Raw genomic sequence first — 19,460 nt, forward strand, 5'->3', positions numbered from 1 at the left:
ATTCTTGCCCCACACTGACTCATCAGGTGGCGGCATGCTCCAGATCCAAAACGTTTGCAAAAGTTACCTTACCCCCCAAGGCCCGTTACCCGTGCTGCAAGGCGTCGACCTGACGCTGGAACCCGGGAGCAGTCTGGCGTTGATGGGCGAATCCGGCAGTGGCAAAAGCACCTTGCTGCACTTGATCGCCGGTCTCGACAAGGTCGACAGCGGCAGCATTCGCGGCGGCGAGCAGCGGCTCGAAAGCATGAACGAAGCGCAACTGGCCAACTGGCGGCGCACGGAAATCGGCTTGGTGTTCCAGCAGTTCAACCTGATCGGAAGCTTGCGCGTCGAAGACAATCTGGCGTTTCAGGCGCGCCTGGCCGGGCGTCACGATCCGCGTTGGCAAGGGCATCTGGTGCAACGTCTGGGCCTGGGCGATTTGCTCAAACGCTATCCCGAGCAGCTCTCGGGCGGCCAGCAGCAGCGTGTCGCGTTGGGCCGGGCGCTGGCCTCGCAGCCGAAACTGCTGTTGGCCGACGAACCGACCGGCAGCCTCGATGAAGCGACCAGTGACGAAGTGCTGCGATTGTTGCTGGAACTGCTCGACGACACGCCGACGACCTTGCTGATGGTCACTCACAGCCCTCGGGTGGCGGCGCGGTTGGCGCAGCGGGTGGTGCTGTCCAGCGGACGTTTGACGTGATTGTCTTCCGGCAAACCCTGCGTGCGCTGCTCAGCCATTGGCAACGGCACCCGGTGCAGTTTTTCAGTGTGCTGACCGGGTTGTGGCTGGCCACCAGCCTGTTGACTGGTGTTGAGGCGCTGAACAGTCAGGCTCGCGACAGCTACGCTCGCGCCAGCCAACTGATCGGCGGCGAACCGCAAGCCAGCCTCAGTACACCGAGCGGTGCGACGTTCCCCCAACAATGGTTCATCGACCTGCGGCGCCAGGGCTGGCCGGTGTCGCCACTGTTGAATGGACGCTTGAGCCTCAAGGATCACGACAATCAACGCCTGCAACTGATGGGCATCGAACCGGTGTCGCTGCCTGCGGATTCCGCTGTGGCCGGGCAGGCGATGCCGATCGAGCGTGTCGTCGAATTCTTCACGCCGCCGGGCAGTACGTGGATTTCCCCGGAAACCCTGCAGGCCCTGAACCTGCGCGAAGGCGCTACGCCGCAAACGGTCAGTGGCCAGACGTTGCCGCCGTTGCTGGCGCAAAAGGACATGGCGCCGGGCGTGTTATTGGTCGACATCGGCGTCGCGCAAACCCTGCTCGAACAACCCGGACAACTCTCGCGTTTGCTGTTGCCCAAGGATTTTCACGGCGACTTGCCGGCCACGCTCAAAGGCCAGTTGCAGCTTAAAAGCAGTGGCGAGGAAAACAATCTGGCGCGCCTGACCGAGAGCTTTCACCTCAATCTTGATGCTATGGGTTTTCTGTCGTTTGTTGTCGGCTTATTCATCGTGCATGCGGCCATCGGCCTGGCGCTGGAGCAACGGCGCGGCTTGCTGCGCACATTGCGTGCCTGCGGGGTCAGCGCGCGGATGTTGATGGGTTGCCTGATTTTCGAATTGGGTGTGCTGGCGCTGATCGGCGGAGTGTTCGGGGTGATCAGCGGTTACTGGCTGGCCAGTGTGTTGCTGCCGGATGTCGCCGCCAGCCTGCGCGGGTTGTACGGCGCAGAAGTGGCGGGGCAGTTGCGTCTGAGCCCTTGGTGGTGGTTCAGCGGGATCGGTTTGAGCCTGCTCGGCGCCTTGCTGGCCGGTGCCAACAGCCTGCTTCGCGCAGCCCGTTTGCCGCTGCTGGCGGTGGCGGATCCGCAAGCCTGGCATGAGCAATACACGCGCTGGTTGCGGCGTCAGGGCTGGCTGGCCCTGGTGTTGGGCGTGATTGCGCTGGTGGCGTTGCTTTGGGGCGACAGCCTGGCCAGCGGTTTTGTGCTGATGGCGGGGTTGCTGCTCGGCGCCGCGCTGGCCTTGCCGGTGCTGTTGAGTGGCGTGTTGAATCAACTGCTCGGGCGCAGTCGTTCGGTGCTCGGCCAATGGTTTCTCGCCGACTGCCGCCAGCAATTGCCGGCACTGAGCCTGGCGCTGATGGCGTTGCTTCTGGCGCTGGCGGCCAATATCGGCGCTGGCAGCATGACCGCCGGTTTTCGCCAGACTTTCAACGATTGGCTCGAACAACGCCTGAGCGCCGAGCTTTACATCAATCCGAGCAGCCCGGCCCAGGCCCGCGAGATGTCCACTTGGCTGAAACAGCAGCCACTGGTGACGGCGGTGCTGCCCAACTGGCAAGTCGCGGTCACGTTGCAAGGCTGGCCGGCGGATGTCTACGGGGTGATTGATCATCCTTATTATCGCCAGCACTGGCCATTGCTCGATGCCAGTGGCGGTGATCCATGGGCGCATCTGGCGACGGATGATGCAGTGATGCTCAGCGAGCAACTCGCCCGCCGCCTGCAGGTGCGCGCCGGTGATCGCCTGACAATTCCTGCACCGAATGGCGCGTGGTCGCCGCGCGTGGTCGGCATCTACGCCGATTACGGCAATCCCAAGGGGCACTTGCTGGTCAACAGCAACCATCTGCTGCGCGGATGGCCGCAGTTGACGCCGAACCGTTTCAATCTGCGTATCGACCCAGAGAACATTCCGCCATTTCTGAATGCATTACAGGCGCGTTTTCAATTCGATGACAGCCGCATCGTCGATCAGGCGCGGCTCAAGGGCTGGTCGGTTGAAGTGTTCGAACGCACCTTCGCCGCCACGGCGGCTTTGAACACCTTGACCCTGGCGGTCGCGGGTGTGGCACTGTTTATCAGCCTGTTGACCCAGAGCCAAAGCCGCCTCGGCCAACTCGCGCCGTTGTGGGCGCTGGGCGTGACACGGCGCCAATTGATGCTGCTCAACCTCGGCCAGACCTGGCTGTTGGCGGTGCTGACGCTGGTGTTGGCGCTGCCGCTGGGTATTGCGCTGGCGTGGTGTCTGGACGCGGTGATCAACGTGCAGGCGTTTGGCTGGCGTCTGCCGTTGCGCGTGTTCCCTTGGCAACTTTTGCAACTGATGGGGCTGGCGTTGCTGGCCACATTGCTGGCGTCGGCGTGGCCGTTGTATTCGCTGTACCGCACGCAACCGGCGGATCTGCTGAGGACGTTTGCCCATGAGGACTGACTTCGTTGTGCTGATGGTTCTGCTGTTGCTCGGCGGCTGCGATCAGTCAGTGCCCGAGCAAAAGGGCTTTGCCGGGATGGGCAATCAGGCACAGGCATTTACGCCGGTGGTGCCGGGGCGGGTGTTCAGCTTTCCGGCGGATCACGGCGCCCATGAGGGTTTTCGCATTGAGTGGTGGTACGTCACCGCCAATCTCAAGGATCAGCAGGGCAATGATTTCGGCGTGCAGTGGACGCTGTTTCGCAGCGCCCTCAAACCGGTGCCGGAGCAGGCAGGTTGGGGCAGTCAAACGATTTGGCTGGGCCATGCGGCAGTGACTTCGGCAACGACGCATCATGCCGCCGAGCGTTATGCCCGTGGCGGCGTTGGTCAGGCCGGCGTGCGTTTGGCGCCGTTCGAGGCGTGGATCGATGATTGGCAGTTCAGCAGTCAGGCGGTCGATCCTTTGACTGACTTGCAACTCAGTGCGCGCGATAGATCATTTGCCTATCAACTGCATCTCACCTCCAGCCGTCCGTTGGTGCTGCAGGGCGACAAGGGGTTCAGCCAGAAATCCGAACAAGGGCAGGCATCGTATTACTACAGCCAACCGTTTTTTCAGGCCAGTGGCACGCTGCAGATCGATGGCAAGACTTACACCGTCAGCGGTCCTGCCTGGCTCGACCGCGAGTGGAGCAGCCAGCCGCTGACAGCCAGCCAGACTGGCTGGGACTGGTTCTCTTTGCACCTGGACAGCGGCGAACACCTGATGCTTTATCGCATGCGCCAGAAGGAGGGCGCGCCGTACCTGACCGGCACCTGGATCGGCGCTGACGGCCAGACGCAAACGCTGCATAGCGAGCAGATCAAACTTGTCGCGCAAGACACCGCCAAGGTCGCCGGCCGCGCGATGCCGGTGCGCTGGACGATCAGCATTCCAGACAAGCACCTCGACATCAGCCTCTCGGCGCTCAACCCCAACGCATGGATGGACCTGCGCATTCCCTATTGGGAAGGCCCGGTGCGTGTCAGCGGCAGCCACGGCGGCAAGGGGTATCTGGAAATGACCGGGTACTGATGTGACTTCTGCGTGGATCCGGTTGAACTCCATTTGGCCGTCGAACCTCTACAAAAGGTACTTCCTGTTGAGGACCAGAGATGAGCGACGACCTGCACAAGGATTCTCCCGCCGTAAACGTGGCCCGCGAACTTGACGACCCTGAAGCCTGAGGACAACACCGATGAAACCTGAATCTGAAAACCAGCATCCTGACGAAGCCCGGCCAGCGGGGGAAACCGAGCGCGACAACGACGCGCTGCGTCCTACCGATCCGAAGCAGCGTGAAGAGAGCGCTAAAGGCACGGCCAGTGGCGAATCGACCGCACAGGAAACCGCCGCGCCACAAACCAAAGCCAAGCCCTGACCAGCGTCTATGCTCAGTGACACACCCCGGGCCTGAAATGATTCCGGCGTCGGGTGCTGCCACTCAACGACAGGGAGAGTACGCTTATGAAGCTTCATGCAATCGCCAGGTCCATCGCCCTCGCAACGCTGCTGTCTGCCTCCAGTCTCTCTGCGTTTGCCGCCGACATACCGCTGTCGGCAACGGTTGAAGCCGACAAAGTCACCACCAAAGTATTAGCGGTTGATGCGCAGAATCATCAGGTTGTGCTGGAAGGCGCCGAAGGCAAGCAGGTTCACGTACAGCTCACGGAGAAGGCGAAAAACCTCGCCAATCTGAAGGTTGGCGACCAGGTTACCGTTGAGGTCATGCGCTCCGTTGCGGCCTATCTCGATACCGATGTGGATAAAGGTCTGCCTGGCACCACCGAGCGAACCGGCGAGCTGCGCAATGCCCCGGGCAGCAGCAATCCCGGCGGCGAGGCTTACCGTCAGGTCCAGGTGCAATTGAAAATCACCAAAATTGATTTGAAGACAAATCAGGTGACGCTGCAGAACCCTGCCGGCGTATCGAAAACCCTCAACGTCGAACGGCCTGAAATTCAGGACAAACTGAAAAATCTCAAAGTCGGACAGAGCGTTGTAGTCACTTATACCGATGTATTAAAAGTGACCAGTCAGCACGAAAATTGAGTTATAGCTCTACAGGATGACTGCTCTTGTACAGTCTTTGTATTAGAGTAGTCATACTATTAGTTGGTTGTGGGGGCTCTGAAAGTTTCGTGAAAGGTTTATGTGGGGTTTCATCGATAAATATCTATTAACTTTCTTGTACATAATATTTACATTGAAGTATGGCGACATATCCGCCAACTTCTATTAAAATCCTTCGCGTTCGCCCAGTGTCAGGGCTCTTTACCGGTGCATGGATTGCCAGGCCATTACACTGGGCGAACACCTCCATCGGAGCAAATGTATACAATTTCAGTTAAAAAAAAGGGTGACTTTTAAAGTCACCCTTTTTATTGCCGTGAGTTAAACCGATGTTTGTATCCCGCGTTTGTCTCGCTGTCCCTGGAAACGCTCGATAGTCGCCTGGTACATTTTCGTCCGACGGTGATTTTTCCCGTAGGTGCCTGCAGCGGCGACCGTTCCTGCCTGGATGTGATCGAGATAACGGAAGATCTTGCGCGGCGACAGCAGTTTGATGCCGTATCCAAGGCTCACCATTCGATCCTGCAGCGTGTAACCGGGTACGCGGTCATCCATGCAGAAGTGCAGGCCATGAGACTTCATCAGTCGCACGTTCCACAACGTACAGAAACTTTTCAGGTGAGTTTCCTTATAAGGTCTTGGCGGTTTGGATTTCATCCCCAGACGAACTTTTGCCTGACGAACATAATGCTTGCAAAAGCGTGAAGTTAAACGCCAGGTGTCCCGGACAACCCCCCGATTGATTTGCTCGACACAACCAACTGCGGCGATGTCCGCACTTTTTGTGCACTCGCGCAGCATCATTTCAAACACTTCTTTGTCATAGACGAAGGTGTCGGTGTGGAGCAAAAACAAGTAATCGGTTTCAACCTCTTCCAGCGCCAGATCAAGTGCCTTGCCATGGGCAATATGGCCCGCTTCTTTGCCCGGAGAAGGCCGCTCGATCAAGTTGATCCAGTCGAGCGAACGCAAGTAATCCAGACTCTCATCCGCGGAATCGTTGTCCACCACCCACACTGGAATGCGCTTTTCCTGGGCGTGCTGTTGCAATAGTTCCAGGCACATCCGAGTAATGTCGGCGGTCTTGTAATTGACCAGGACAAGGCTGAAGTTCGGCTGTGGTTGGGTTGGCAGATTAAACGCACTCATAACAGAAAGACTCATCCACGGTTCAATGACGACAGGGGGCTCATGGACCGGGATAGTAGCGATGCAACCTTAGCCGAAACTTAATTTGCAGGTCTGGCAGCGCTTCAGAATGTGTCGAAGTGAGTCGAGAGAAAGCCGCTGTATTTGCTTGGCGCGCTCGGGTTACAGGCTAGAATGCCCGCTCAATTCACGATCCAAGGAAGAAGCGGCGATCGCCGTTGCGTCACGGATGAAACCACTTTCCCTCTACCACCCGGCCTTGTACTGGCTGCGCGTGTGGCAAAAAAGACTGTTTCGGCACATTGCCTGGCATTGCTCCAGCAAGCGTTACGCACGACCCGTTGTGTCGACCGAACGCCTGCCATTTCGCTACCTCAAACACACCTCGAAACTCATCCGTAAACTCGGCGACTCCGACCTCGCCCTGCAACACAACAAAGTCATCAACCTCAAACTCGCCGTCGCTGCCATCGACGGCGTCATCATCGCGCCTGGCGAACATTTCTCCTTCTGCCGCCTCGTCGGCCGCCCAACGCGTAAACGTGGCTACGTTGAAGGGATGGAATTGTCCTTCGGCGAGGCCCGCACCGGCGTCGGTGGCGGAATATGCCAATTGAGCAATCTGATTCATTGGATGGCCATACATTCACCGTTGGTGGTGGTTGAGCGCTCCAATCACAGCTTCGATCCGTTTCCGGATGAGGGACGAGTACTGCCGTTTGGCTCCGGTGCGGCGATTTTCTATAACTACATTGACCTGGTGCTGCATAACCCGACAGACCGGTGTTTTCAGTTGAAGTTGAATGTCGGGCAGACGCAACTGGAAGGGGAGTTGTTATGTGATCAGGTGCGGGCGTATCGGTATCACGTTTTCCAGGAAGGGCATCGGTTTGCGCGCGAAGGGGAGCGGGTATATCGGGAGAATGAGATCTGGCGGGAAGTTCGGGAAAAGGGGCAGGTGGGGGCATTGGTGATGCGCGAAAGGCTTTATCGCAATCGTGTGGTGGTCAAGTATGCGGTGGCGGAAGAGTTGATCGGATAGGGCACGCGCAAATACGCTTTGCTGACGATGGCGCGCCAGATCTGATCAGTTTCTGAAATACAGCTCGTCGAGCTGGCGTCTGCGTATCCAGCTTTATCGGATCCGCTGTCAGAACCGTCAGGTGTCCGGATTGTAGTAGCGGTCGCGATTGGAGTGCAGGCCTGTCTCTGCGTCGGAGTACTGACCCTGAAAGCGCAGCGGATTTTCGGTTTCGCTAACGTCCAATGCGGCAAGGTTTCCGTACGCGTAGTACTTCGTGTAACCGTTGTTTAAGTAAAAAAGGGGAACCCCTGAAACTCCCCAGGGTTTCTTGTTTTTGGGAAGTTTAAGCTGGTTTTTTTTTAGTTTTTAAGAATATACATGTGTTGATTTATTCTATCGGGCTGCTTCAGTGGGATTCCTTGGAGAACAATTCTTCATAGTCGGATAAGGCGGTTTTCCAATTTTCATAAAGTCGATTTTCAGATCCTTCTACGCCGTCAGGTAAAGGCATGTACCTGACTAGCGGTGCGATTTCTTCTGGGTAGTCAAAGTCGGAATATAATTCTTCTATTATTTGAAGTGGATCTTCAAATTGTTCTTTATTTTCTAATAGGTGCGATAGGAGCAGAAAAATCCAAGGTTTGGTTACGTCTATTTCTTCTTGCGAATTTTTTTTGGCTAGAGACTGGAGCAGGACTCTTATTGAGTTTTGCTCGGTCGGGGCCATTGTGGCAATTTCATATGCCTGTTCTGGGGATGAATTCGTCAAGCTGTCACAAATGTAACTCGAGACACCTTGTTCGTCGATATATCCTTTGTCGAGGCCAAATAGAAGTTGAGCCCAATTTAACCAAGGAGTTTTGGAGAATATGTAATGTCCGTCAAGCGGCAGTAATGTCATTTTCTTCTACTTTGGAAGTCTTGATGGGATTTGGTTTGGAGTACCGGTTATTCTTCCGTCTGGTATAAATCTTTGGTGTGTCAATTCCATTTTGGAATTTACGATCCACTCAAAAATTCCGGATCTATCATTCATCGATCCAGGCATCTGTGTAAGCGTATTGTTTGTACCATCCCCACCACGAAGAGGAAATACCCGACCTTTTTCAGGTATTTGGTCAATAACATAGCTAGGCGCTCGATGCATCGGATCCTCTTTCAGTGCGCTACCGATCGGTTGAGCAGCTTTAATCTCATCTGCTGCATACCCTGCACAAAGTCGTTCAAATAGAGCAACGTTGTAACCAGATTGGTCCTGGGGGCGCGGTAAGTTGGGTGAGCCTTCATCAACAGCCGCTTTAGGTGACGGGCTCTTTGCGCTGCTTGATGATGACGAGCTGTCGCCGGGACAGCTACTTAATCCCAACGGATCCACCCACCCCGTAGGGTTAGGCACGTACTGGTAGCTATTCAACCCACCCGCAAGCTTGATCGGATCCGGCGTCAGAAACCGCCCAGTGCCCGGATTGTAGTAGCGGTGCCGGTTGTAATGTAACCCCGTCTCAGCATCGAAATACTGGCCCTGGAAGCGTAGCGGGTTGTCGATCTCGGACACATCCAGCGCGGCGAGATTACCGCACGATACTTCGCCGACCACATGATCTCGCCACTGTAATCGGTGAGTTCCTGCGGCGTGCCAAGGTGGTCGAGTTGGTAGTAGAACGGCGTGGCCTTGCGCGGGCCTTCGCCATCGAGCATCACTAATGGCCGGAAGCTGCCGGGTTCGTAGATGTAACTGCGATAACGATTCTCTGCGCTTTCCGCGATCAGACGTTCGCCTTGCCACAGGAATTCGGTGGTGTGACCGTCGACGGTCTTTTCGATGCGTCGCCCAAAGGCGTCGTATTTGTAGCTGGCATTGCTGCCGCCCGGCAGGCTGACGCCGATGAGCCGATGCTGGCAGTCGTAACGGTATTCGGTGACGAGTTTCTGACCAGTGCCGCGACGTTCGCGGATCAGGTTGCCGTAGGCGTCGTAGTCGTAGTGGCGGTCGCCCTGCATGAGCAAGCGGTTGCCTTTGACGTTGGCGAGGTTGGCGGTGCCTTCGTTGTTCTGGCCGAGCAGGTTGCCTGCCGGGTCGTGGGCGAAGCTTTCCGGTGTGGCGCCGCGTACGCTGATCAGGCGGTCGAGCGGGTCGTAGTGGTAGCTGCGGTTACCTTTACGACTGTCGTCGACGCCAGCGAGGTTACCGTTGGCGTCGTAGTTGTAGCGACGCTGGAACAGATTTTTGTCTCGCTGCCCGACAGTGTGTGCTTGCAGGCGGCCCTGTTCATCGTACTGGTATTGGCTAAGCAGCAATCCTTGTTGGCGCTGTTGTTCGCGACCGGCGCTGAACTGATGAGCCGTCAGGCGGGAGCCGTTGAGGTCAATGCTGCTTAGCTGACCGCCGGGTAGATGGCGGTAATCGAGTTTGCTGCCATCGGGGAGGCGGCAGTGTTTGAGTTGTCCACCTCTGTCGTATTCGTAACGGGTGCCCCAGCCTTGGTGCTCAGTGATCAGGCGATCCTGCACGTCGTATTCGTAGGCGAGAGGCCAGTTGCCGTCGTCGACATTTCGTAGCTGTAATGAGTTTCCTTACCAGTGGCGAGATTTTTTCTGGCAGCGGTACAGACGCGTTGCGATTTATGCCGGGATGGTAAGAGAGGGAGAGATTATTAATTCATAAAATAAATCTCCCCCCTTTTCGTGTTTCTGCTTTCGGATTAATTCAAGCTTCGAACCGGTGAACAGTCACTTCGCTTTCAAGCTGGTAACCAGAGATGAAGTCGGATAAATCGGAGTTCATTAAACGGCCCGAGGCGTCGCGCTGATACTCGCTGACCAGTTCGCTGCCATCGGCGCCAAACTCGGTCTTTTTCAACAACTGACCGTTGAGGTCGTACTCATAGGCTGTTCGGCGACCATCGAAACCGGTTTCCTGCTGAATCAAGCCGTTCGAGTAGTAGTCGAGTTGATAGCGTTCGCCGCGCTCGTTCTCAATCTCGGTGAGATTGAGTTGCGAGTTGTCGTAACGGTAGCGCAGTTGGCTGCCGTCCGGATTGATGCGGCGGTTGACCAGGTCCAGGTTGTCGGCGTACTCGTAGCGAGTGATGCGTCCGAGCTCGTCAGGTTCGGCGGTGACTCGGCCATACGGGTTATAGGTGAAAGCACGGGTGGCGCCGCCGGGCAGGGTGACTTGGGTCAGACGATCAGCAGCGTCCCATTGGTAATGGGTGATCGCGCCAAACTCGTCTTGCCGGGTGATTTGCCGGCCCAAGGCGTCGTAGCGATATTTGCGCTGACCACCGTCCGGCAGACGTTCTTCGAGCAATTGACCGAGGTTATTCCAGCCCAGTTGATGGCGGCTGCCGTCGGGTTGACAAATTTCCAGCAGTCGCCCCTGACGGTCATAGCTGTAGTGGGTTTCGTTGCCGTCCGGGTCGGTTTGTTGGGTGATGTCGCCCTGTCGGTTGCGCTCATATTTCCAGCGGGCTTTGCCACGCTGTACGTCGATAAGTTGACCGTTAAAATAGTTGTAACGGGTTGGCACACCTTCTGGCTGGATGACGGCGATCAAACGTCCAGATTCACTGTATTGATACTCAGTGATCGCGCCCATCGGGTCTTTGACTGCGACTAGACGTCCCTGATTGTCGTACGCGTTCTGCGTTTCACCGCCGTCGGGCGCGGTTTCCGAGACCAAACGCGCATTTTCGTCATGTACGTAAACCAGTTCACTGCCGTCGCCGTTGTAGACGGTCACTGAGCTTTTGTCGTCCCACTCGTAACGCGCTTCCATTTGCGCGTAGTTGGCCCAGTGGCGCACGCAGCGGGAGTGTTTGCCTTCACGTTCCCATTCCCGGAAGAAGCTGGCGCCGCCGGCCATTTGTCGTTCGAGGATGACGTGCTGATCGTTGTACCGGTAGTGCTCGGTTTCATGTGCCGCATTTGTTGAAGAAACAAGTTGATTGCGTGAGTTGTACCGATAGGTGACAAGAGTCTGAATGGTCAGCCATGGATGCTGACGCTCACCGCGGTCATTGTATTCCTGGCGTTGTTGCTGCTTATCGACGGCCACAATGTGTCAGTCGGTGAATCCTCGTGGTTCAGGTAGCAATGATCAGCGGATAATCGGGGTCGCCTCCAAGAGGCAACTCCAAAGGCTAAGCTCTGGATTTAAAGCTGTGGGGCTCTATGCGGCTGGGGTAAAGACACCGTTGGAAAAGTTATGAAATAAAAATAGAATGGTGTGCTTAAAATCGCTTGTTTTTATCCGGTTTGTTGATCTGATTACGCAAGGATAATTCCAGTGATCCTGATGGAAGATTTATTCATGCCTAGGTTGACTAACTTTGGAGGGTAAGGATTTATAGGTGTGGTAAGTTGGGATTATAGTTGGGGTGCTGAGGTGCTTTTTCCTTAATGAGTGCCTTTGGTAAAAACATTGATAATGTTCTAAAGTTTATTTATGTTTGGGGTGTTTTTATGGCTGATGCTCTTGAAGAGATTAGTAAATTTATAAGTTGTGTATTGCGGCACAAGCCTGAGTCAATTGGCTTGTTGCTAGATGTGGAGGGGTGGGCGGATATAGGTGATTTAATCAGATGTGCGGAGATTGCTGGAAAGAATTTTAACTATGAGATGATAAGTGTCATCGTTTCTAGTAGTGATAAAAAACGTTTTGAAATATCCCCTGATGGAGCGAATATTCGAGCTATTCAGGGGCATTCGTCAGAATTGGTCAAACGTCAGTATTCTGAACTCCAGCCCCCGGATTTTTTATATCACGGAACGGCCACACGCTTCCTCGAATCTATTTGGAAGGAAGGACTGGTAGCCGGACCTAGGCATCATGTTCATCTGACTGAAAATGAGGGATTGGCTCATGATGTTGGGCGACGTTACGGTAAGTCTGTGATTTTACGTATTAGTAGTTATGAAATGTTTGTAAATGGCTATAAGTTCTTCAAGGCTGAGAATGATGTTTGGTTGACCTTTTTTGTACCTCCAGAGTTTATAGGTGCATTGGATTGATTTTCTTATTTGTAGATTACCTATTCCTCTTCATCCCACTCGGCGTGCATTTCAATGGCTTTTGTTAGCCAGTCAGTAAATTGGATGTACTCGCCATGTAGCTCCCACCCATCAGACGCGTATGCATGGATTATGAAAACTTTTGGATTGCCAGACAGATCTTCTCCGTCGAAACAAGCAATATCGTCATTCGCGCTGAATTTGGCAAAAGGAACCAGTGTGCGCTTCGGATAGAGTTCTTTCAATTTGTTGTGCCAGCTATTGATTTTTCCTTCTTTGTAAATAAGTAGCCACCATGGTTCGATGTCCATCTTGGGTTCTGTTTGTGCAAACTCTATGAACTCTTGAGGGAAAGGGTAGTTGGGTAGATTGTCAATATCTAAAAAAATAGTCATTTTTGTCCTGTTAATTTTGGTAGGTCGTGAGAACCAAATGGATTTTCGTTGCTAAATCTCTTGGGTTTTTGCTTCTGGATTCTGAGTTGTAATGCTTCGCCCCAAGTACCAGGCATAACATCATTGACTTCGAATCGCTCTTTATTATTCTGAGATAATGGGTCATCCAGCTTCCACTCTCTGGCCTCTACGTTGATACCTGCCTCACGTGCAGCTCTGACGCGAGTATTATCCATGCTAGTTAGTTGCCCGTCAGGCATGCGCACTACATCAATAGGCTCTCCCTGCCATCCATTCTTCTTCATTGAACTTACAAGATCATCATAACTAAAATTTTCGCCGGTCTTCCTGTCAATCTTATTATAAGAAACACTGTTTTGGGAAAAGCGAACCTCATTGGGGTTGATGGATCTAACTTTTGGGCATGCGCCAGGCTTGCAACTCAGCCCTAACGGATCCACCCACCCCGTAGGGTTAGGCACGTACTGGTAGCTATTCAACCCACCCGCAAGCTTGATCGGATCTGGCGTCAGAAACCGCCCAGTGCCCGGATTGTAGTAGCGGTGCCGGTTGTAATGTAACCCCGTCTCCGCATCGAAATACTGGCCCTGGAAGCGTAGCGGGTTGTCGATCTCGGACACATCCAGCGCGGCGAGATTACCGTACGCACGATACTTCGCCGACCACATGATCTCGCCACTGTAATCGGTGAGTTCCTGCGGTGTGCCAAGGTGATCGAGTTGGTAGTAGAACGGCGTGGCCTTGCGCGGACCTTCGCCGTCGAGCATCGCCAATGGCCGGAAGGTGCCCGGTTCGTAGATATAGCTGCGATAACGATTCTCTGCGCTTTCTGCGATCAGGCGTTCGCCCTGCCACAGGAACTCGGTGGTGTGGCCATCTACGGTTTTTTCGATGCGACGGCCGAAGGCGTCGTATTTGTAGCTGGCAATGCTGCCACCCGGCAGGCTGACGCCGATGAGCCGATGCTGGCAGTCGTAACGGTATTCGGTGACGAGTTTCTGACCAGTGCCGCGACGTTCGCGGATCAGGTTGCCGTAGGCGTCGTAGTCGTAGTGGCGGTCGCCCTGCATGAGCAGGCGGTTGCCTTTGACGTTGGCGAGGCTGGCGGTGCCTTCGTTGTTCTGGCCGAGCAGGTTGCCTGCCGGGTCGTGGGCGAAGCTTTCCGGTGTAGCGCCGCGTACGCTGATCAGGCGATCCAGTGGGTCGTAATGATAGCTACGGTTGCCTTTGCGGCTGTCGGCGATGCCCGCGAGGTTACCGTTGGCGTCGTAGTTGTAGCGACGCTGAAACAGATTTTTGTCTCGCTGCCCGACGGTGTGTGCTTGCAGGCGGCCCTGTTCATCGTACTGGTATTGGCTAAGCAGCAATCCTTGTTGGCGCTGTTGTTCGCGACCGGCGCTGAACTGGTGAGCCGTCAGGCGGGAGCCGTTGAGGTCAATGCTGCTTAGCTGACCGCCGGGTAGATGGCGGTAATCGAGTTTGCTGCCATCGGGGAGGCGGCAGTGTTTGAGTTGGCCGACGCTGTCGTACTCGTAGCGCAGGGTGCCCCAGCCTTGGTGTTCCTCGATGAGTCGGTCTTGCAGATCGTATTTGTAGGCGAGGGGCCAGTGGCCGTCTTCGACATTTACGAGACGGCCGAGAGCGTCGTAGCTGTAGTGAATCTCTTCGCCGTCGGCGAGGGTTTTCACCAGCAAACGGCCAGCAGCATCGCGTTGATACTCGGTAACGAGTTCGCTGCCGTCATCGCCGAATTCGGTTTTCTTCAGCAGTTGACCGTTGAGGTCGTACTCGTAGGCCGTGCGACGGCCGTCGAAACCGGTTTCCTGCTGGATAAGGCCGTTGGCGTAGTAATCGAGGTGGTAATGCTCGCCGCGCTCGTTTTCGATTTCAGTGAGCAGCAGACGCGAGTTGTCGTAGCGGTAGCGGAGTTGGCTGCCGTCGGGATTGATGCGACGACTGACCAGATGCAGGTTGTCAGCGTACTCGTAACGAGTAATGCGGCCGAGTTCATCGCGATCGGCGGTGACATTGCCGTAAGCGTTATAGGAAAACGCGCGGGTTGCGCCACCCGGCAGCGTGACTTGGGCTAGGCGATTGGCAGCGTCCCACTGATACTGGGTGATGGCGCCGGACTCTTCCTGACGGGTGATCTGCCGACCCAGTGCATCGTAACGATATTTGCGTTGGCCCCCGTCGGGCAGGCGCTCTTCCAGCAATTGCCCGAGATTGTTCCAGCCGAGCTGATGGCGGCTGCCGTCCGGGTGGCGAATTTCCAGCAGACGGCCCTGGCGGTCATAGCTGTAAAGCGTGGTATTGCCGTCCGGATCGATTTGCTGGGTGATGTCGCCCTGACGGTTACGTTGATACTTCCAGCGGGCTTTGCCGCGATGCACATCGCTGACGAAACCGTTGATGTATTCGTACGTCGTGGCTTCGTCTTCCGGCGGGATGACGGCGGTCATCAAGCCGTTGTCGTCGTAACGATATTCGGTGACAGCACCCAGCGGATCCTTTTCGGCGATCAACTGGCCCTTGTCGTTGTAGGCCTTGAGGTGCTTGGCGCCGTCCGGATCGATCTTGCTGATCAGCCGAGCCTTATCGTCGTGGGTGTAGACCTCTTCGCTGCCGTCGGCGTTGGTGACAGTCACACTGCCTTTGTCATCCCAAGCGTAGTGCGCTTCCATTTGCGAGAAGTTGGCCCAGTGACGGATGCAACGAGACAGCTTGCCTTCGTTTTCCCACTCCCAGTAGAAAGCCGCGCCGCCCGCCAATTGGCGCTCAAGAATGACGTGCTGTTCGTCATAGCGATAACGCTCGCCTTCACCCGCCGCATTCTTCGCTTCGATCAGGCGATGCTGAGCGTCGTAGCTGTATGTAACCAACGTCTGAACGGTGTTCCAGACATCTTCCAGATTGTCCGCTGGAAGGAACTGTTGGTAGTCGACTGCGACGATGTGTTTGCGGTCATAGCGCAGAAGCAGGGCGCGACCGGCGCCGTTGTCCAGGCGTTTGATTCGGCCGTGGATGTCCCGTGTGACGTGCAGTCGATTGCCATAGCTGTCGCTGATGGCGATCAGGGTGGCGCCTTTGCTGTTAAAACGGAAATGGTAGAACGATGGACGTTTGCCGGCTTGGGCAAGAATCAACTCGGAGGGATCGTCACCGAGGAAGATGGCGGCCCGAGAGAGGCTGTTGGTGATCGCCGGACGTTGTTCACTTGGAAGCGGGAAAGGGGTGGAGCGATTTTCGTGGTCGATCCAGATGACTTCGTCACCGACGATCTCGACACGATGGGCCAGTGCATGGCTCCAGCCGTAACCCAGGCCACAGTCGATTTCGACGGCGCTGGTTCGGTACAGGCGGGTCCACTCAAACGGCAGCAAACCGTCAAGTTGACCATCAGTGAGCGTCAACAACTCTTCGCCTGTAACCATGGAGACCGGGCATTTGTCAGTGCTAGTGCAGGATGCGGGCTCTGCACTCTTGTCCGCAGGCGTCGTTGCCTGTTTGGAAGCATCGTCAGTTACTTTACCGTCAGCGAGTTTCGCGTTTTTCTTCCCATCAAAGCGCAACTCGGAAATACCGTTTCTCACCTTCGCCGTCACACCCCGCGCCGCAACAGCGGTGTATTTCGCGACGTACTCCATAAAGCCATTGATGATCTTGAACAGCGACTTCACGAAACCGATGACAGCATTCATGACCAACTCACCATACTTCTTCAGGCGGGCTGCGAGGTAAATAACCCCGGTGCCTTCGGCCGCAATGGTCAGTACCACGCCAATCACGATGTCGATGGCGATACCGACGACCATTGCCGTGGTCGTTCTCGCTATGTCGCCAGCCATCTTCATTGGCGGCAAGCCTGCCAGCCAGATCACGGCGCTGCGTACCAGCAAGAACAACGCGGCTTCGTCACTGGCCAGCAACATGGCCTTTTTCATAATGTCCGGCGAGCTTTTGGCAACTTTGATCAGCTCATCTGCACCCGCGCCGAGATCCTTCGCAAACTTCTTTGGGTCTTGCAGGATATCGAGGACCTGATTGATGCCATCCCACACACCCTTGATGGCATCCCAGCCACCTTCAAGAATGCCGTTGCCGATTGCCATCGCAGTGCCCGAGGTGGAAAGGTTCGACCATTGCGGTTTGAAACCGGCCCACTCTTTTCGCAGGAAACCTTCCAAGTCAGCGGTGACGCCACTGTAGGAGCCGAAGAGGGCGTCGATCTGCGCGGGCGTCACTTCGTTGTGAACGCGGATCTGGTAGAACTTGCCGGGAATACCCCCTGTCCATGCAGCCTTGCCCTGTGCGTCGAGCTTGACCTTGCTGACAGCTCCGCCTTCCACGGCGACGATTTCGACTTCGATATCGCCCACGGGAATGTCATAAACCGACTCGAATTTACTCTCGATCAGCAATGGGCCCTTCAACGGGCACTGGGCCACGTTAGAGGTGAAATTACCGTCGGTCGTGCTCACGGCTTTGCTGGTGTCACCAACCTTGATCAGTCGCTCCATGCCGAGCAAGGACGGCAGATCCGCTGCACGGCTACCCTTGTCGGCGATGCTCGCGTACCAGGTTTTGGTTTGCTCCTGATACAGCTTCAGACTGTCCTTGAAGGTGTTCAGTTGGTTGTCAACAAAGGCAACGCGATCCATCAGCCTTGCTCCAGAATCAGGTGATTTAACAGTGCTTCTTTAAGATTTTTCGGCGCATCCGGGCGGCGCACGAAACGGCTGACTTTCAGCCTCAGGTTGCTCTCCGGCCATGCGGCGTAAATATCTGGACGGTCTTCTTCAAGCCATTGCATCAGGTTGCCGATCAGCGTCGTTGGATTTTCCTTAGCCAAGCTATCCAGCAACGGCTTCGGCACCTCCCACCACGGCCAATCCTTCACCTTCGGCAGCGCCCTCGGCCCAACCTCCAGGGCCTTGCCATTAATCAGATACCGCTCAAACATCGGCATCACTTCCCCAGCCTTGTCTCTCAGTCCATGCAGAATCGGGTAGATATGCCGCCCATCCCAGAAGCGGAAAAACACCTCGGTGCTATCCGGCATCTTCACCTGCGTCAGGCTGCGCAAATGCTCGAACACGTCGTTTGGCTCCGAGCGCGATACCGCCAGCCAGCCCCAGTCTAGGGCGTCGGTTTCGGCGATCCACGGCAGGAACGCGGAGCTGGCCTTGATCTCGGTGACGTAGGGCATCACCGGTTGCCAGGTGGAGTAGGGCGTGCCGCCCCAGATTGGCAGGAGCTGGGCGGTGGGTTCGGTCAGGTACAGGTTTTTCAGGGCGTCGCTATCGCTCGCCGCGCTGATGATCAGGTACATGCGTTCGCCGGTTTGCAGCGGCTGTTGTGCCAGCCAGTCCTTGGGTGTCAGTCGATCAGATGGCACAGGCACCTGCCTTGCATTTTTCGCATTCTTCGCAGAATGGCGCGTTGCGTTTAAGGGTGTTGATCTGGGCCGGGGTCAGCACTTGGCCGGCCTTGTCGGCGTCGGCCTGTTTCAGGATGCCGGGCATCAGTGGCGCGGCGCCGGTGCCACTGCCGGGGCTGCCGCCGGAGTTCATGTTGATCACCGGGCCGCTCATGGTCACACCGCCAGCATCAATCTTGATGAAGCTGCCGCCACCGACCAGGGTCAATTCGGCGCCGGCTTCCATCACCACTTTCATACCGCTGCTCAGGTGGATTTCCTGCCCCGCATCAATGAACTGCCCAGTCCCAATCTTGATGTGCTGATTGACGCCCACGGTCAGGTGATCATTCGCCCGCGCCTCAACTTTACGATCGGCATAAACCGTGTGGTGCTCTTCGGCTTTGAATTCGCTGTAGCTGTTCTTTTCAACGGTGTCGTGGCGTTCGTTGCCGACCCGAATCTTCTGGTCGTGTTCGACGTTCTCGTCCCAGTCGCGCTGGGCGTGGAGATAAATCTGTTCCTGACCTTTCTTGTCTTCGATGCGCAGTTCGTTGTAGCCACCGCCACCCATTGAGCTCAGGGTTTTGAAGGTGCTGCGGGTTTTGTTGGCCGGCAGTGCGTACGGGACGGTGTTTTCCTTGTGGTACAGGCAGCCGCTGATCAGCGGTTGATCGGGGTCGCCTTCAAGGAAGGTGACGAGCACTTCCATGCCGATGCGCGGGATGGCGATGCCGCCGTACTGGGCGCCGGCCCACGCTGAAGACACGCGCAGCCAGCAGCTGGTTTTGTCGTCGGCCTGGCCTTCGCGGTCCCAATGGAATTGCACTTTGACGCGGCCGTACTGGTCGCAGTGGATTTCTTCACCTTTGGGGCCGGTGACGACTGCGCTCTGGCTGCCGAGGATGCGCGGTTTCGGGTGGCGCAGGGGCGGGCGGTTGGGCACGTCCCACGGGGTGGCCTGGAAACGGTTGCGATAGCCCTGATGGAAATCGTCTTTGAGTGCGGTGGTGTCGCTGGTCACCGACTCTTCCAGCACTTGCGGCTGTTTGCCTTCGTGCAGGACTTCGGTGAGCAGCCAGAGGTCGTTCCACTTGGCTTTCGGGTGCGCGGTCAGCGCGAGGAAGTGGCCGCTGACCAGCAACGGCTGATCGCTCTTGCCTTCAGCCAGTTGGAAGTCGCTGCGGT

General features: G+C 56.0%; 13 protein-coding genes and 2 pseudogenes. 7 read left to right on the plus strand and 8 right to left on the minus strand.

Translation table 11 applies throughout. The features are described 5' to 3' along the window. Positions 1 to 34: 34 nt before the first annotated feature. From H8B20_RS04845 to H8B20_RS04865, 5 genes are all read left to right on the plus strand, one after another. On the plus strand, positions 35 to 688 hold the full coding sequence (locus tag H8B20_RS04845; RefSeq protein ID WP_210622498.1) for an ABC transporter ATP-binding protein: 654 nt from the start codon (positions 35 to 37) through the stop codon (positions 686 to 688). After that, complete coding sequence (locus H8B20_RS04850) at positions 685 to 3,156, plus strand: FtsX-like permease family protein (RefSeq protein ID WP_210622499.1); 2,472 nt, start codon at positions 685 to 687, stop codon at positions 3,154 to 3,156. The genes H8B20_RS04845 and H8B20_RS04850 overlap by 4 nt, the downstream gene beginning before the upstream one ends. Continuing rightward, positions 3,146 to 4,213, plus strand: coding sequence for a lipocalin-like domain-containing protein (locus H8B20_RS04855; RefSeq protein ID WP_210622500.1), 1,068 nt, complete (start codon positions 3,146 to 3,148; stop codon positions 4,211 to 4,213). The genes H8B20_RS04850 and H8B20_RS04855 overlap by 11 nt, the downstream gene beginning before the upstream one ends. Positions 4,214 to 4,376: 163 nt before the next feature. After that, positions 4,377 to 4,559, plus strand: coding sequence for a hypothetical protein (locus H8B20_RS04860; protein WP_210622501.1), 183 nt, complete (start codon positions 4,377 to 4,379; stop codon positions 4,557 to 4,559). Between the two features lie 86 nt (positions 4,560 to 4,645). Continuing rightward, the gene (locus tag H8B20_RS04865) at positions 4,646 to 5,230 is read left to right on the plus strand and encodes a hypothetical protein (protein WP_200617057.1); all 585 of its coding nucleotides are present in this window, start codon (positions 4,646 to 4,648) and stop codon (positions 5,228 to 5,230) included. 342 nt (positions 5,231 to 5,572) lie between these two features. On the opposite strand, the gene H8B20_RS04870 is transcribed toward H8B20_RS04865, so the two are convergent. Beyond that, the gene (locus H8B20_RS04870) at positions 5,573 to 6,400 is read right to left on the minus strand and encodes a glycosyltransferase family 2 protein (protein ID WP_210622502.1); all 828 of its coding nucleotides are present in this window, start codon (positions 6,398 to 6,400) and stop codon (positions 5,573 to 5,575) included. Between the two features lie 229 nt (positions 6,401 to 6,629). Here H8B20_RS04870 and H8B20_RS04875 point away from each other — a divergent pair, with 229 nt between their 5' ends. Then, a complete protein-coding gene (locus tag H8B20_RS04875) occupies positions 6,630 to 7,442 on the plus strand; it encodes a VanW family protein (protein WP_210622503.1) in 813 nt (270 codons plus the stop codon). A gap of 88 nt (positions 7,443 to 7,530) precedes the next feature. On the opposite strand, the pseudogene H8B20_RS04880 reads toward H8B20_RS04875, so the two are convergent. The 3 genes and pseudogenes from H8B20_RS04880 to H8B20_RS28195 form a co-directional block, all read right to left on the minus strand. Next, a pseudogene (locus H8B20_RS04880) lies at positions 7,531 to 7,697 on the minus strand (RHS repeat-associated core domain-containing protein); the annotation flags it as partial. 133 nt (positions 7,698 to 7,830) lie between these two features. Continuing rightward, complete coding sequence (locus H8B20_RS04885; RefSeq protein WP_210622504.1) at positions 7,831 to 8,325, minus strand: DUF2247 family protein; 495 nt, start codon at positions 8,323 to 8,325, stop codon at positions 7,831 to 7,833. Between the two features lie 6 nt (positions 8,326 to 8,331). Continuing rightward, positions 8,332 to 11,484: pseudogene (locus H8B20_RS28195) on the minus strand (RHS repeat-associated core domain-containing protein); the annotation flags it as partial. A 341-nt stretch (positions 11,485 to 11,825) separates the two neighbouring features. Here H8B20_RS28195 and H8B20_RS04910 point away from each other — a divergent pair. Then, positions 11,826 to 12,437 (plus strand): RNA 2'-phosphotransferase, encoded by a 612-nt coding sequence (locus H8B20_RS04910; protein WP_342345703.1) that lies wholly within the window; start codon positions 11,826 to 11,828, stop codon positions 12,435 to 12,437. Positions 12,438 to 12,457: 20 nt separating this feature from the next. Here the strand turns inward: H8B20_RS04910 and H8B20_RS04915 are convergent, their stop codons facing one another. The 4 genes from H8B20_RS04915 to tssI form a co-directional block, all read right to left on the minus strand. After that, positions 12,458 to 12,832, minus strand: a complete 375-nt coding sequence (locus H8B20_RS04915; RefSeq protein ID WP_210622505.1) for a hypothetical protein — start codon at positions 12,830 to 12,832, stop codon at positions 12,458 to 12,460. Beyond that, positions 12,829 to 17,514, minus strand: coding sequence for an RHS repeat-associated core domain-containing protein (locus tag H8B20_RS04920; RefSeq protein WP_210622506.1), 4,686 nt, complete (start codon positions 17,512 to 17,514; stop codon positions 12,829 to 12,831). Before H8B20_RS04920 ends, H8B20_RS04915 begins: the two co-directional genes overlap by 4 nt. Beyond that, positions 17,514 to 18,251: a DUF4123 domain-containing protein gene (locus H8B20_RS04925; RefSeq protein ID WP_210622507.1), complete on the minus strand. Its 738-nt coding sequence runs from the start codon at positions 18,249 to 18,251 to the stop codon at positions 17,514 to 17,516. The genes H8B20_RS04920 and H8B20_RS04925 overlap by 1 nt, the downstream gene beginning before the upstream one ends. Continuing rightward, positions 18,241 to 19,460, minus strand: a 1,220-nt coding sequence (gene tssI, locus H8B20_RS04930) for a type VI secretion system tip protein TssI/VgrG (RefSeq protein WP_210622508.1), incomplete at its 5' end; no start/stop codon positions are given. The genes tssI and H8B20_RS04925, both read right to left, overlap by 11 nt.

This window comes from Pseudomonas sp. P42, from assembly GCF_017973755.1.
Taxonomy (GTDB): domain Bacteria; phylum Pseudomonadota; class Gammaproteobacteria; order Pseudomonadales; family Pseudomonadaceae; genus Aquipseudomonas; species Aquipseudomonas iridis.